The sequence below is a fragment of the Rhodonellum sp. genome, from assembly GCF_030656585.1.
Taxonomy (GTDB): Bacteria; Bacteroidota; Bacteroidia; order Cytophagales; family Cyclobacteriaceae; genus Rhodonellum; species Rhodonellum psychrophilum.
In genome coordinates this window covers 99,819-115,226 of sequence record NZ_JAUSPP010000073.1, presented here as the reverse complement: position 1 = coordinate 115,226, position 15,408 = coordinate 99,819, and the positions used below count along the sequence as shown (strand labels likewise).

At 43.7% G+C, this 15,408-nt stretch carries 10 protein-coding genes; 3 read left to right on the top strand and 7 right to left on the bottom strand.

Annotated elements, in window-relative coordinates; all coding sequences use genetic code 11:
• The coding region (locus Q7J63_RS18485) for a metallophosphoesterase (RefSeq protein ID WP_304888323.1) at positions 1-563 on the top strand (563 nt) is incomplete at its 5' end.
• 104 nt (positions 564-667) lie between these two features.
• Here Q7J63_RS18485 and Q7J63_RS18480 read toward each other — a convergent pair.
• Both Q7J63_RS18480 and Q7J63_RS18475 read right to left on the bottom strand, forming a co-directional pair.
• Positions 668-1,309: a phosphoribosyltransferase gene (locus Q7J63_RS18480; protein WP_304888322.1), complete on the bottom strand. Its 642-nt coding sequence runs from the start codon at positions 1,307-1,309 to the stop codon at positions 668-670.
• Positions 1,310-1,496: 187 nt separating this feature from the next.
• Positions 1,497-2,138 (bottom strand): dienelactone hydrolase family protein, encoded by a 642-nt coding sequence (locus Q7J63_RS18475; protein WP_304888321.1) that lies wholly within the window; start codon positions 2,136-2,138, stop codon positions 1,497-1,499.
• A 910-nt stretch (positions 2,139-3,048) separates the two neighbouring features.
• Between Q7J63_RS18475 and Q7J63_RS18470 the strand changes: the two genes are divergently transcribed.
• Positions 3,049-6,960 (top strand): Ig-like domain-containing protein, encoded by a 3,912-nt coding sequence (locus tag Q7J63_RS18470; RefSeq protein WP_304888319.1) that lies wholly within the window; start codon positions 3,049-3,051, stop codon positions 6,958-6,960.
• A 10-nt stretch (positions 6,961-6,970) separates the two neighbouring features.
• Positions 6,971-8,989: an OmpA family protein gene (locus Q7J63_RS18465; RefSeq protein ID WP_304888318.1), complete on the top strand. Its 2,019-nt coding sequence runs from the start codon at positions 6,971-6,973 to the stop codon at positions 8,987-8,989.
• Between the two features lie 275 nt (positions 8,990-9,264).
• Here the strand turns inward: Q7J63_RS18465 and Q7J63_RS18460 are convergent, their stop codons facing one another.
• The 5 genes from Q7J63_RS18460 to kduI all read right to left on the bottom strand — a co-directional run bounded on the left by Q7J63_RS18460 (position 9,265) and on the right by kduI (position 15,202).
• A complete protein-coding gene (locus Q7J63_RS18460; protein WP_304888317.1) occupies positions 9,265-10,671 on the bottom strand; it encodes a tagaturonate reductase in 1,407 nt (468 codons plus the stop codon).
• 68 nt (positions 10,672-10,739) lie between these two features.
• Complete coding sequence (gene uxaC / locus Q7J63_RS18455) at positions 10,740-12,161, bottom strand: glucuronate isomerase (protein ID WP_304888316.1); 1,422 nt, start codon at positions 12,159-12,161, stop codon at positions 10,740-10,742.
• Between the two features lie 17 nt (positions 12,162-12,178).
• Positions 12,179-13,201 carry a LacI family DNA-binding transcriptional regulator gene (locus tag Q7J63_RS18450; protein ID WP_019598433.1) on the bottom strand — a complete coding sequence of 341 codons (1,023 nt, stop codon included), beginning with the start codon at positions 13,199-13,201 and terminating at the stop codon, positions 12,179-12,181.
• A 376-nt stretch (positions 13,202-13,577) separates the two neighbouring features.
• Positions 13,578-14,360: a gluconate 5-dehydrogenase gene (locus Q7J63_RS18445; protein WP_019598432.1), complete on the bottom strand. Its 783-nt coding sequence runs from the start codon at positions 14,358-14,360 to the stop codon at positions 13,578-13,580.
• 2 nt (positions 14,361-14,362) lie between these two features.
• Positions 14,363-15,202, bottom strand: a complete 840-nt coding sequence (kduI, locus tag Q7J63_RS18440; RefSeq protein ID WP_304888313.1) for a 5-dehydro-4-deoxy-D-glucuronate isomerase — start codon at positions 15,200-15,202, stop codon at positions 14,363-14,365.
• Between the last annotated feature and the right edge of the window lie 206 nt (positions 15,203-15,408).

The following is a 15,408-nucleotide window of genomic DNA, read 5'->3' as shown; positions in this document are numbered from 1 at the left end:
ATCCTGCATTGATGGAGTGGCTGGCGAACGATTTGCGCAGCAGCAAAGCAGATTGGAAAATCGTGGCTTATCACCATCCAGCTTTCAATTCCAGTCTCCAGCACCACCAATATCAGGTGATGAGATTGGCCGCCCCTATATTTGAATCTTTGGGCGTTGACCTCGTATTTAATGGACATGTGCACAATTACCAGCGGACTATTCCCTTGAAGTTCAATCCAAAAATCAATGAGGAAGGGACCCGATTTGTCGTGTCGGAAGAGGGGAGTGTCGATGGAGAATTTACCTTGGATCTCAATTTTGATGGTGTCAACGTCACCAAACCGGAAGGTATCATTCACATCGTCACGGGTGCCGGAGGGGCGGCCCTGTATGATCCCGAAATCAGTGAGAACCCTGATTTATGGACAAAAGGAACGCCGGAAAACTGGGCTCCTTTTACCGTAAAGCTGGTTTCGGATCGGCATTCCTTTACCATGGTGGAAACGGATGGAAAAACACTGATTTTGAGACAATTGGATGGCAACGGAAATGTGTTTGATGAAATCAAAATCACCAAATGATCGTTTTTTTTTATATGTACGATTGCCGACAGAAAAGTAGGCTCATGCAAGGCCAATTTGACAATCATTTGCGAAAAAAATGGACGACAGTTTTCATGGAAAGTTCATGAAGTTGGATTTTCCCGCATTTCCTTTAGCAGCGCGATGACTTCATCATCACTCACCTGACCGAAATCCGCATAAAATTGTCCCACACCATAAAAATCATCAGGAGTGTGGAGGCATATCAGTTCATCCACCATTTCGCGAACTTCTCGGGCAGTACGGGGAGGAGCGACAGGCACGGCCACGATCAATTCTTTCGGGTTCTCTTTTCGGATGGATTCGATTGTGGATTTCATGGTGTGGCCGGTGGCAATGCCATCATCTACCACGATCACGATTTTGTTTTTGAGGGAAGCAGGCTTTCGGTTTCCCATAAAAAATTCAAATCTTTTTTTCAGTTCTTTGGAAAGTCGATCGATCTCATTTTTGATGTAGCTTTTGTCAACATCAGCAATTGAATCATCCACTAGAACAGTGTCCATGGTGACAGAGCCAATCGCATATTCGGGATTTAAGGGATGCCCGATTTTCTTCGAAAGAATGATTTCCAAAGGAAAGCCAAGGTTTTTGGCCACGATGGCAGCCATTGGTACGCCTCCTCTGGGGATTGACAAGACAATTCCATCCTTTCCGCGGTATTTTATCAATTGATCAGCCAGCAATAGGGCTGCCTCGTTTCGGTTTCTGAAAAGTATGCTCATTTTGATAAGATTAAAGTTTAACCCGTGTCATGCATTTCCAATTTTATTCCGGTCTTAGATGTCATAATAATCATTCAGTTATCCATCATTTTTGACTTTGCCCTATCGGTACACTGCCCTATTCTCCAAATAGTCTGGTTTTCTTACAATTTCAATCCCATTTGAGAATCTTTTGCATATTTTGGGTTTACACCAAATAGGTTTTGAACCAAACTGCCGCATAGGTAGCCACCTGTTCCAGTGTCCCAGGTTCTTCAAAGAGATGGGTGGCACCTTCCACAATTTTCAATTTTTTGGTACAAGTCATGAATTCGTAAGCGGTTTTGTTCAACTGGATCACCTCCAAATCCAAACCTCCCACGATCAATAGGGTCGGGGCTTTTACTTCTGAAATTTCAGGTGTTGCCAGATCGGGTCTGCCTCCCCTGGAAACCACCGCATGGATCAAATCGGGTAATTTTGCAGCGGCTTTCAGGGCAGAGGCCGCACCCGTACTCGCTCCGAAATACCCCATTTTCAGATCAGAAAAACGCGTGTCAGCAGCGATCATTTCGGTCACCTGAACCAAACGGGAGGTAAGCATTTCGATATTGAATCGGTTGGAATACATTTCATCTTCTTCCTCGGTCAATAGGTCAAACAGAAATGAACCAATTTGCACGTTGTGAAGCTCTTTGGCCACAAAATTATTTCTGGGACTGAATCGACTGCTACCACTTCCATGGGAAAAAAGCACCAAGGAACTCGCCTTTTCGGGGAGAATCATTTCCCCGGACAATTGCACCTGGTCGATCCGAAGGTTGAGCGTTTCGTGAAAGCGTGTTTTCATGTTGATGTACTTTTAGGGAAGCTCATCTGACCAATGAAATTTTTCTCATCCCAAGGGTTGGTATTTGGTTGGAAAGCTAAAAAACCGTTTTGCTTATTTTTGAAACAATTGCATAATTTACATAATTAATTTAATTTTTACTTTATAAAAAAATCATATTTTGAATTTTTATCAAGTTAAAATTTTGGTCGCTTGATCGTTTTGGATTTAATCCGAAATATGGATTAGATTTCTAGGAGAGGCAGTAACTCTTAAAAAATCAACGTATTAGGGCAATATGGTCTATTGCTGATATGGTGAAATGAAAAATAGTTTACAACCAATTGATTATGAAGCATTTTTTGGCTTGAATTGGCAATGCATAAAACGGGTTTGAAATTCTTTGGTGTGGTATTGACAATCAGGTTTTCATTCCTGCATTTCGTTGGTCATACCCAAAGACTTCTTTTTACAATTTAATTTTTGGAGGAATGGATATTGTTGTAGCTGGTGAAGTTTTGAACGTTGAATTTTCATTGGGTTGGGTTGCTTCCTTATATGGATTAATTTCGGCAGTCAATTTTTTATAAAAAAGTTTATAAAAAAGTTTAAATCTTTGACAATCAATATTTTGTGAATTTTTAATCCATCTTAAATAATATTTTGTAAATCTGTGATTTATGGAAGATTATTTTGTTTTAGTGTAATTTTTTCCTTTGAAAACCTGCTCACCTTTATGTCACAATACGCTGGAAATAGGCCATTTTCAATCACCCAGACAAATTTCGCTACGAGTTGCAGTTATGGATTCACAAAATCCGTTTTGCCGTATTTGTGTGATTTGTTATCATTTTGATTGGTTCCACTTCAGCGCGTATTCCACGGACAAAAAATCAAGAAATCACCCAGTTTAATTTGAATCACAAATATTATGAAAAAAGAAAGTACCAAAAACCGAATATGGCTGACCGCATTGGCAGCTGTATCCTTAGGCGCCTTGTTTGGTAGCTGTAAGGATGAATTTGATGAGGTTTTGGGGATTTGCCCGGAGGTTGAATCCACAAATCCTGTTACCGATGCCATCGGAGTCCAATTGACCAAAACGATCACTGTTACCTTCAATGAGGCCATGGATCCGGCAAGTATTGTTCCTGGCGCATTTAGTTTGAGAGTGATCAATACTTCGGGTGGAATCGCCGAAGAAATTTCAGGTGAATTGACTTTCCAAGCGGAGACCAATAGCATGAATTTTAAACCTTCCGCAAATCTTTCACCAAACACGACTTATACAGGTAGGGTAGAACCCATCGTCAAAGATGTGATGGGGAATGCTTTGCAAACCGCCTATGTTTGGACTTTCACCACGGGTGTATCGCCGACTGTGATTGCGACCGACCCAGCTAATTTGGCAACGGGAGTTGCACTTGATAAAACAATCACCGCCACATTCAGCATGAAAATGGATTCATTGTCCATTTCAGCAGCTTCATTTACCTTGATGGCAGGGACCACCCCAGTTTCAGGTGCAATCAGCTATGCGGGCAATACGGCCAGCTTCAAACCTGCCAATGATCTTTTGCCAGGTACTACTTACAAAGGAACCATCTCCACCGAAGTTAAAAACAAAGATGGAATCCCAATGGCAACAACTTACAATTGGACTTTCAATACTGGAACGGCTCCAACCGTTATCGCCATTGACCCGAAAGACTTGGCCATCAGTGTACCTGCCAACAAAGCCATCAAAGTCACTTTCAGTGAACTGATGAATGCGGCAACGATCAATGCTTCTGCCTTTACAGTTAAAATTGGTTCGGTAGCAGTTGCCGGAACTGTCACTTATTCGGATTCCAGTGCGGTTTTCACGCCGATCATCAGCCTGTTGTCGAATACAACCTATTCGGTGACAATCTCCAAATTGGTAAAGAATCCTGCGGGCATTCCAATGGCAAATGATTTTGTATCGACATTTACCACCGGAAATTTTGCAATCCCTAAAGTTGCTTCCACGGATCCAGCCAACAATGCGACTGGTGTGGCCATCAACAAAGTGATCAAAACCACTTTCTCTGAAGCGATGAATCCAGCCACTATCTCTGGGTCGACTTTCACGGTCAAGCAAGGTACCACAAATGTTCCCGGAACAGTGACTTACAGTGGAACGACGGCTACTTTTACGCCGACCAATCCACTTTCTTCCAATTTGGTGTATACGGGTACCATTACAACTGGAGCCAAAAACACTGCAGGAACAGCAATGGCCAACAATTTTGTCTGGACCTTCACCACTGCTGCAATTGTTGCCCCAACGGTATCTTCTACAGACCCAGGAAATAACGCGACCAGTGTAGCACTCAACAAAGTAGTGAAAGCCACTTTCTCTGAAGCGATGAATCCAGCCACAATCTCTGGCGGAACATTCACGATCAAACAAGGCACTACAAATGTTGCTGGAACAGTGACTTATAGTGGTTCCACGGCCACTTTCACGCCGACCAATCCATTTTCTCCTAGTTTGGTTTACACTGGTACCATCACCACCGATGCTAAAAATGCAGCTGGAACAGGCCTTGCAAATAATTTTGTTTGGTCATTCACGACTGCGGCTTTGAACGTGCCAACGGTGAACTCAACCGACCCAGCCAATAACGCCACGGGTGTAGCCATGAACAAGGCAATCAAGGCTGTTTTCAATGAAGCCATGAATCCGGCTACAATCACGGGAAGTACCTTCACATTGAAACAAGGAAATACGGCTGTGGCTGGAACGGTCACTTATGCGGGTACCACTGCGACCTTTACGCCGACCAATCCGCTTTCTCCTAATTTGGTTTACACAGGTACCATTACCACTGGAGCAAAAAATGGAGCAGGAACTGCAATTGCCAGCAATTATGTATGGTCTTTCACCACAGTGGCAAGTATTGCTCCTATGGTTGTTTCCATTGATCCTGCCAACAATGCCACGGGTGTCCCAATCAATAAATTGATCAAGGCAACTTTCAGCGAGGCAATGAATCCAGCTACCATTACCGGAACAACCTTTACAGTGAAACAAGGTGGAAACGCGGTTTCAGGAATAGTTTCTTACAATGGAACAACAGCGACCTTTACACCAAACAATCCACTTGCATCGAACCTAGTCTACACGGTCACCATTACCATTGGTGCAAAAAATGTGGACGGCACTCCTTTGGCAAGCAATTTTGTTTCAACATTTACCACTTCGGCCAATGTGTCTCCGACTGTGGTTTCTACCGATCCGGCAAACAATGCAACCAACGTGGCGCTCAACAAGGTGGTTAAAGCCACTTTTAGCGAAGCCATGAATCCAGCGACGATCACAGGGGCAACTTTCACAGTGAAACAAGGTCAAACGGCGGTTGCCGGAACTGTTACCTATAGCGGAACAACAGCTTCCTTTACACCTACCAATCCATTCTCTGGTGGTCTTGTCTACACGGGAACCATTACAACCGAAGCCAAGAATGCAGCGGGTACAGGTTTGGCAAACAATTTTGTTTGGACCTTTACGACAGCAGCCAATGTGGCTCCGACTGTGGTTTCTACCGATCCGGCAAACAATGCAACCAACGTGGCGCTCAACAAGGTGGTTAATGCCACTTTCAGCGAAGCCATGAATCCAGCGACGATTACCGGAGCAACATTCACATTGAAACAAGGTCAAACAGCAATAGCAGGAAATGTTTCCTACAATGGAACAACGGCATCCTTTACGCCAAACGTTCCGCTTTTGCCCAATTTGGTTTATACTGGAACGATCACCACTGAAGCCAAAAATTCAGCGGGTACAGGCCTGGCAAACAATTATGTTTGGACTTTCACCACTGTAGCGCCTATTGTACCAACGGTGCTATCGACGGACCCCATGAACAATGCTACTAATGTGGCGCGTAATAAGGTCGTTAGAGCGACATTTAGTATTCCAATGGATGCTACATCGATCAATGGAAACACCTTTAAGCTTCAATTGAATGGGGCAAATGTTGCTGGAATGGTTTCCTACAGTGGAACAACCGCTTCATTTACACCAACTAGCTTACTTTCAGCAAATCAAGTGTACACAGCGACCATCACCACTGGAGCACAAAGTATAGCAGGTTCAAATTTGGTCAATGATTATGTTTGGAGTTTCAGAATTGAAAACCCGACATCTGCCTATTTTGTGGATCTTAAGACCGCTGGTAGATTTGGGATTTTTGCAGCAACGGGAATCAGCAACAATGCAGGATTCAGTGAAATCCGAAACTTGGATGTGGGGATTTCTCCAGGCGCTCGTTCTTCGGTAACAGGATTTCCTCCTGCGATCGTGGTGAATGGTGCCATATATGCTTCGGACGATGCTTCGCCAGCTGGTGTTGCGGCCATGCTGATACAGGCCAAATCGGATTTGTTACAGGCTTATTTGTTTGCTGAAGGAGCATCATCCCCAGCACCTGCGACGATGGCCGGAGACCAAGGTGGCAAAACCCTTGCCCCAGGGATATACAAATCCAATTCCACGCTTTTGATTCAAGCAGGCGATTTGACACTTGATGCCCAGGGTGATCCCAATGCAGTTTGGATTTTCCAAATCGCTTCAGGTTTCACCACTGTTGGCGGATCTGGTGGAAACGTTATTTTGACCGGAGGCGCCCAAGCCAAAAACATTTTCTGGCAAGTGGGAAGCTCTGCGACGATTGGTGACAATACCAATTTCAAAGGGAATGTTTTGGCCTTCACTTCCATCACCATGAATTCAGGTGCAAAAATTACAGGAAGAATGTTGGTCCTCAATGGAGCAGTGGTCATGACCAATACAAACATCATTGAAAAACCTTAATCTTAGAAAAATGAAATCATCCAATAATATAAAAAAGGGATCGCGCGCTGCGTGGTCCCCTTACCACATGGTCAATAAAAGTCTCATTTTCGGGGGATTGATGTTTATGGGTATTCAAGCACCACTTGTTGCCCAGGAAGTCCAGTTTTCTAGGCCCTCTTGGTGGTTTGGGGCTGCAGCAGGAGCAAATTTCAATTTCAATCAAGGGACTACCCAGCGGTTGAATTCAAGTTTGATGATCCCCGCAGCCTTCAACCATGGCAATGGTGTTGGGCTTTTTCTTGGACCCGTATTGGAGTATCACCGTCCGGAATCGAGATGGGGAATGATGCTTCAGGCCGGATTTGATTCGCGAAAAAGCAGCTTCGACCAGATCAGAACCGCTTGCAACTGTCCTGCTGACTTGTCAACTGACCTGAGTTACTTGACCATAGAACCGAGCCTTAGATTTGCACCGTTCAAGTCGAACTTTTATCTGTACGGGGGCCCGAGATTTGGCTTCAACAGGACCAATGCATTTACCTATCAGTTGGGAATCAATCCGGACTTTCCGGATCAGGCGCCCACGCCTGAGGTCAATGGTGAATTTAGCAATACCAACAAAAATCTGATCTCTATGCAGATCGGTGCTGGATATGATATCCCGCTTTCCTCCCAAGCAAACAAAGTCCAAACTGTGCTTGCTCCATTTGTTTCGTTCCAGCCTTATTTTGGGCAGAATCCAAGGTCTTCAGAAACTTGGACTTTGACCACAGTAAGGGTAGGCGCTGCACTGAAGTTTGGCAAAGGGCGTAAAATCCCGGCTGTCTTGGCTGCGCCTGTCTCGTACGTGTCTCCAGAGGTCGGCTTCAAGATCGATTCACCCAAAAATCTTCCTTTGGGCAATCAAATCATTGAAACCTTCCCACTTCGGAATTATGTATTCTTCAATGCTGGATCAACCGAAATCCCCAAACGTTATGTAATTCTTGAAAAAGAGCAAGTAAAGGATTTCAAAGCGGACCAATTGGAAGTGTTTGCGCCGACTGTATTGTCTGGTCGATCTGACCGACAGATGATGGTGTATTACAATGTGTTGAACATCCTTGGGGATCGCATGGTGAAAAATCCTTCTGCAAGCATCAAGCTGGTAGGATCCTCAGAAAAAGGATCCCAAGAAGGAACCAAAATGGCCGAAACCATCAAAAAATATTTGGTTGGCACATGGGGAATTGCAGAAACAAGGATCGCTACCGAAGGTTTGGATAAACCAAAAATTCCATCTAAAAAGCAAGGAGGCACGCGTGAGCTCGACCTATTGCTTGAAGGAGACCGAAGAGTGTCTATCGAAAGTAGTTTCCCTGCTTTGTTGATGGAATTCAAAGGTGGATTGGACGCTCCATTGAGACCTGTATCCACGGAAGCCCCAGAGGAGAGTTATGTATCTTTTGATGTTGAAGGAGCCGAAGAAGCATTTACTTCTTGGAGACTTGAAGTGAAGGATGATCAGGGAAGGGTGCAAAATTTTGGGCCTTACACGGAGAACAAAATAAGTCTCCCTGGTAAATTGATCTTGGGTGACAAGCCTGAAGGTGAATACAAGATTGCCATGGTGGGTCAAACCGAAAGCGGAGAAACCATCAGGAAAGAAACCACCTCCAAAATTGTAAAATGGACTCCTCCTACCAGTCAAGAAGGAATGAGATTCAGCGTAATCTATGAATTCAATGATGCAAAAGCCATTGCCTCCTATGAGAAATATCTTACGGATGTGGTTGCCCCAAAAATCACTCAAGGTGCTACTGTCGTGATTCATGGTCATACGGATGCGATAGGGGAAGAAGCCTACAACTTGGCATTGTCTCAGGCTCGTGCCAATGATGTGAAAAGCATTCTTGAAAGAAGTCTTTTGAAGGCTGGAAGAAACGATGTGAAGTTTGACGTCAAAGCATTTGGCGAAGACGCAAACCTTTCTCCTTTCCAAAACAAGTTTCCTGAGGAGCGTGCTTATAATCGTACGGTTATCATTGATGTGCTACCCAGAAAGTAAGCGTTTGAATCTGAAATAAGGATTCTTATTCTGTATAATGAAAAAAGGCAGTTCCAAATCATTGGAACTGCCTTTTTTATTTTATTGATGGTTTAACCCGAAAGATGCAATAGTTTTCCAAATGGGATTGAAACTGAAAGAAAATCAGACTATTGGGAGAATAAATACCTGCACCAATAGGGTGAATTTAAAAATAGTAATTAAGCAATTGAATATCAGTAAATTGTGATATTCAATTGTGTTCGGAATGCATAAAACAGATTTGATTTTTTATGTCAACTTTCTACAGTGGTTTCCTTCAGATTTCCCAATACAGCGTCTTTCAAACCTTCTAATTGGCTCAGATCCATTCCCCAGAAATCTATCCTCCCCAAGGTTTTCTCCACGACGGTTTCCAGATTTTCCTCCTTCCAAACCTCCTTAAAGAAAGCCATGACAGGTTCATCATCCTTGAGCGGAATTGGTTCTCCATTGATTTCTCCTTTGTAAAAAGCAATCAGGGCGGCAAAAGATTGGATAAGGTGTGCCGGCCAAATCCCTTTGATTCTATGGTATTCCAAAATCGAGGGAAGTACCCTGACCTTGAATTTTGAAATGGAGTTGAGGGAAATCGAGACCAACTCATGTCGGATAAATGGATTTCGAAACCTGTCCAAAACATCATTGGCGAATTGTTCCAATTCCTCCTTGGGCAAATCCAAGGTTGGGATGATTTCCCCAAAAATGGTTGCTTTGATAAATTCACCCATTTCCGGATCTTCTACGGATTCCCTGACCGTCCTAAAACCCTTCAGGAATGCAACCGGCACCAAAGCAGTGTGGGCACCATTCAAGATTCTTACTTTTCGGGTGCGATAAGGATTTTGGTCTTTTACGAATTTCACCTGGAGTCCAGCCTGAGCAGCGGGGAATTCCTTTTCTAGTCCTTCAGGTCCTTCGATCACCCAAAGATGAAAGGGTTCCGCCATCACGACAAGATTGTCCTCATAACCCAATTCCTCCTGAATCTCTCCTATGGTTTCCCTTGGGAATCCCGGGACAATTCTATCCACCAAGGTATTGCAAAAAGAATTGGCTTCTTCGATCCAAGAGGAAAATGGCTCCGACAAATGCCAAAGTTTTGCATATTTCAAAATACATTCCTTCAGGATAGCACCATTCTTGTCGATCAATTCACAAGGAATCAGCACCAAGCCTTTTTTTGGATCGCCATTGAAAGTTTGAAATCTTTTGAAAAGCAAAGCTGTCAATTTCCCAGGGAAAGTGAGGGGGATCGATTGATGCTCCTTGTCTTCTGGATCAAAGGTGATCCCAGCCTCTGTGGTATTGGAAATGACAAATCTCAAATCCGGATTCTCACCCAATTCCAAATATGCAGCATAGTCCTCAAATGGATTCATGGCTTCCTGTATACAGGTAATCAATCGACTTTCCTGAGTGGACTTTCCGTTTTGGATCCCCTGAAGCAGCACATGATACAATCCATCCTGCGCTTTTAGCATTTTAGCCAGACCTTGGGCAATGGGTTGCACCACGACCACATCTCCATCAAATGAGGTCTTCTCATTCATCACATCCACCATCCAGTCTACAAATCCCCGTAAGAAATTCCCTTCTCCAAACTGAAGGATTTTGACTGGCCTTTTGGCTGTGTCTATATTTTGTCTATTTAGATTTTTCATGGTTTTGGATTGGGGATGACATTGGGAAAGGAAGTGGATTTCACTATAAGAAGGTTTAAGACAGGATTTTAAAAGCGAAAATATTCCTTCGCATTGTAATAGGAGATGTCGGAAATGATTTTGCCCAGCCAAACTTCGTCAGCGGGAAGTTCTCCATTTTCGACATCTTGAGCGATTAGATTACAGAGAATCCTGCGGAAATATTCATGTCTCGGGAAAGAAAGGAAACTCCTCGAATCCGTCAGCATTCCCACAAAGCAACTCAGCATCCCCATATTGGACAGGGCGTTGAGCTGCTTTTCCATCCCATCTTTTTGATCCAAAAACCACCAGCCTGAACCGAATTGGATTTTGCCCTTGATGGAGCCATCATTGAAATTCCCCACCATGGTTGCCAACACTTCATTGTCGGATGGGTTCAGGTTGTAAAGGATGGTCTTGGCGAGTTGGTCGCTGCTGTCCAAGAGATTCAGATAGCTTCCCAATGCCCTTGCCTGAGAGAAGTCTCCAATGGAATCAAATCCCGTATCCGGACCCAAAGTGCGCAACATCCTGTCGTTGGTGTTGCGTAGAGCGCCCAAGTGGTACTGTTGTGTCCAGCCCTTGGCATGGTACATTTTGCTCAACTCCACCAAGGTGTGAAATTTGAAATAGTCTACTTCTTTGGATTGTAGGGTTTTTCCTTCCTGAAGTTTCCTGAAAAGTGTTTCCACGTCAAAGGTTCCCAACTCAAAGAAGTATAGTTGCTCCAAACCATGGTCCGAAAGTCTTCCTCCCATGTCGTGAAAGAAGGAAATCCGGTTTTCAAGGGCTTGTAACAAATCCGAATACCTGCAAATTTCCACTCCACTGGTATCGGAAAGAAGGTTCAGATACGTTACATAGCTTCCTGGATTTTCTACCGCATAAGACTTGTCTGGCCTGAATGTGGGAAGGAGTTTGGTTGGGACCTTGTTTTTCTTGGCCAGGATGTGGTATTCCAAAGAATCCGTGGGATCATCAGTAGAACAAACGGTTTCCACATGCATTCTTTTCAACAAGCCTTGGGTATGGAATTCCGGACCCTGCAAAAGTGCCGTCGCCTCTCCATATACTTTCGTTGCGGTTTTTGGAGTCAACAATTCCTCGATTCCAAAATAACGCCGCAATTCTAAATGTGTCCAATGATACAGTGGATTTCTCAGTGTATAGGGAACTGCTTCCGCCCATTTTTGGAATTTTTCTTCGTCGCTTGCCTTCCCGGTAATGAAATGTTCGGAAATACCCAAAGTCCTCATCGCTCTCCACTTATAGTGATCGCCGTTCAGCCAGATCTCCGTGAGGGAGTTGAATTTTCGGTTGGTGGCAATGTCATGGGGAGATAAATGGCAGTGGTAATCGATGATGGGCAGTTTGGCCGCATAATCATGGTAAAGCAATTTGGCAAAATCAGTTTTGAGAAGAAAATCCTGAGTCAAAAACCTGTTTTGTTCAATTACGGGTGAATGCATAATATAAAATGTTTTGATTATTTTTTCTGGCTTGATCTTCTGATGATCAACTCAGGTTTCAATACTGTTTTTTGGGGGGAGTCCTTTTTTTGGTCGGATTTCAGCAATTCGAAAAATGTTTCGGCGGTTTCTTTCCCCATGGGAATACTTTTTTGGTCTACGGTAGTCAGGGGAGGATCTGTGAAAGAGGTGAAGGGTTCATTTCCAAACCCGGCCATCATTACTTGTTCGGGGATTTTGAATCCCCTTTCCTTGAGCACCTGCATGGCGCCCATGGCTGCATAATCCGAGGAAGAAAACACGGCATCGAAGGGTATGTTCTTTTCAAGAATGTTCAACATGCTCTGCCTGCCATCTTCGAGCTGCATATTGCTTTCTTCGATCAACAAAGGGTCGAAGGGAATCGAATGGTCCTGTAAGGCATCCATGTATCCCCGCAACCTTTCTTTGTAGATATTGATTTTTTTTGGACTGGTAAAATGTACAATTCGTTTGCAACCTTGTTGGATCAAATGATCCACTGTCTGATAAGCGCCATAATGATCATCAATCACCACCTGACTGACTTCAAGGGAATTGGTGATCCTGTCAAATAGGACAAGTGGAATCCCTTTGTCTAAAACTTTCTGGAAATGGTCGAATTTTTCCGTGTTTTTGGCAATGGAAGCGATGATTCCATCCACCCTAGCATTGAGTAGCGCCTCAACAGTCTGCACTTCCTTTTCATAGTCTTCGTATGACTGTGAAATAATCACCTTATAATCCAGGGTGTTGGCAATGTCCTCAATTCCCCGGATGACGGAGGAAAAGAAATTTCTGTTTACGGTAGGAACGACTACACCGATCAACTTGCTCTTGCCACTGCGCAGGGCAGAGGCGATGTTGTTGGGTTGGTAGTTTAACTGCCGGGCCATTTTGATGACCAGTTTTTTGGTGTTTTCTGAAATCCGGGGGTGATCATTCAGTGCACGGGATACCGTGGATGCGGTGATTCCAAGTTTCTCCGCGATATCATGGATGGTAGATTTACCCTTTTTCATATTGAATTGTTTAACCCGTGTGGCGCATTACCTATTCTTTCCAGCTTGAAATTACCTAACAATCCGTCATTGTTTGTGATTTTGAACCTCACCATATTGGTAAACTGCATTATTCTTCAAACAGTCTGAATTTCTTGCAGTTCCAACCCTTTTGGGAAACCTAAGGCGTTTTTCGGGTTAAAAGCAATTTGCATTTCAAAACCGAAAGTTGGCGGGCTTGTCTTTATAATTTTGCTGAATTTAGTGAATCCATCTTTTGTATCTAGCAGGACTTGGAAAATAAAACGTCAATGAAAATCCTTCAGTATGCCTTCACCAAACAGGGCAGATGGTGTGGAAGATACCCTTAAATTTTCACTTCAGTCAACTTCGTTTTTTAGTCTCTAGGCTTCCCAATCGTGGCCAATATCCCTCCATCCACATATAAAATCTGTCCGTTGACAAAATCGCTAGATTTACTGGACAAAAAGATAACAGCTCCTGCAAGATCCTCCGGATCGCCCCATTTCCCTGCAGGTGTACGGCTGATTATAAATTCATTTAATGCATTTCCCGGTACCCTAAGGGGGGCGGTCTGTTCCGTTGCGAAATAGCCAGGGCCTATTCCATTGACTTGGATGTTGTATTTTGCCCATTCAGTGGCAAGATTTCTGGTCAACATTTTTAATCCACCTTTGGCCGATGCATAGGCACTGAGGGTGTCCCGACCCAATTCACTCATCATGGAGCAAATATTGATGATCTTTCCTCCTCCTCGTTCCACCATGGTTTTTGCAACGCGTTGGGAAACAATAAAAGGGGAAACCAAATCCATGTCGATGACTTTCCTGAAATCCTCAGGATCCATTTCCAAGGCGGGTACCCTTTTGATGATGCCTGCATTGTTCACCAGAATATCTATCGGGCCAACTTCGGTTTCGATCTTTGAAATGTTCTCAGCGACTTGCGCCACATCGGACACATCAAAGAGGTAAGGTTTTGGAAAGATCCCTTCTTTTGCATATTCCTGCAGGGCCAATTCCATTTTGGAAGGGGTATGGCCATTGATGACCAAAGTCGCACCCTGAAGGGCAAGCGCTTTGGCCATGGCCATTCCCAATCCGTGGGTTGCTCCGGTGACTAATGCAACTTTTCCACTTAGGTCAAATAGGTTTTTCATATTTAGAATAATTCAGTAGGGGCTACGATATCCATGTCTCCATAGTCCAGGTTTTCGCCTGCCATTCCCCATATAAATGTATAATTGGAAGTTCCCGCACCACTATGAATCGACCAAGGCGGCGAGATGACTGCTTGGTTATTTTTCATCCAAAGATGTCTGGTTTCCTCTGGTTGGCCCATATAATGACAGACTGCCTGTCCTTCCGGAACGTCAAAATAAAAGTAAGCTTCCATCCTTCTGTCATGGGTATGCGCTGGCATGGTGTTCCATACACTCCCAGGTTTTAGCAAAGTCATTCCCATTTGCAATTGGCAGGTTTCCACTACCGAATTGACCAACAACTTGTATATCGTTCTATGGTTTGAGTTTTCCAAGGCTCCCAAGGTGACCACTTCGGCATCTTCCAGCCCCACTTTTTTGGTGGGATAGGATTTGTGGGCGGGGGCGGAGTTGAAATAAAACAAGGTTTCACCCTCAGTCGCGGGATGAAAAATGACATCCTTAGCGCCCTTGCCAATGTAAAGCGCTTCTTTGTGTGCTAGGGTATACTGTGTACCATCTACTTCGATGGAAGCTGCTTGCCCAACATTGATGATTCCGATTTCCCTTCTTTCGAGGAAATATTCGGCTTTGAGTTGGTCGATTGTTTCCAATTGAACTGGAGCGTTTTTGGGATGGATTCCCCCCACGATCAATCTGTCATTCAAGGTGTAAATTCCGTGGATTTCATTGGGAACAAAAAGGGTTTCCAATAAAAAGTGCTCCCGCAAAGCTTTTGTGTCATAATTTTTGACATCAGCGGGATGGTTGGCGTATCGGGTATGGATAAAGGTATGCATGCAGTTTATTTAATGTAATCGTTTGCGCAATATACTTGAATAATTTCTCAAAAAACAAATGAAAAGACTAAATTTTTTTCAACACGTAAAAACAGGATCAGCCATATATTATTTCTTTTTAAACCAGATGTAATCTTTTAAACGGTTCTCTCAAGAAAAAAGTAAGGGCTTTATTTTTTATTTCGAATATTCTCTTTTTATTGTGC

Coding starts and splice junctions, on each gene's coding strand:
- Q7J63_RS18460 (WP_304888317.1), bottom strand. CDS start 10,671: ATGAAAAATCTAAATAGACAAAATATAGACACAGCCAAAAGGCCAGTC.
- Q7J63_RS18465 (WP_304888318.1), top strand. CDS start 6,971: ATGAAATCATCCAATAATATAAAAAAGGGATCGCGCGCTGCGTGGTCC.
- Q7J63_RS18445 (WP_019598432.1), bottom strand. CDS start 14,360: ATGAAAAACCTATTTGACCTAAGTGGAAAAGTTGCATTAGTCACCGGA.
- Q7J63_RS18450 (WP_019598433.1), bottom strand. CDS start 13,201: ATGAAAAAGGGTAAATCTACCATCCATGATATCGCGGAGAAACTTGGA.
- Q7J63_RS18475 (WP_304888321.1), bottom strand. CDS start 2,138: ATGAAAACACGCTTTCACGAAACGCTCAACCTTCGGATCGACCAGGTG.
- uxaC (WP_304888316.1), bottom strand. CDS start 12,161: ATGCATTCACCCGTAATTGAACAAAACAGGTTTTTGACTCAGGATTTT.
- kduI (WP_304888313.1), bottom strand. CDS start 15,202: ATGCATACCTTTATCCATACCCGATACGCCAACCATCCCGCTGATGTC.
- Q7J63_RS18480 (WP_304888322.1), bottom strand. CDS start 1,309: ATGAGCATACTTTTCAGAAACCGAAACGAGGCAGCCCTATTGCTGGCT.
- Q7J63_RS18470 (WP_304888319.1), top strand. CDS start 3,049: ATGAAAAAAGAAAGTACCAAAAACCGAATATGGCTGACCGCATTGGCA.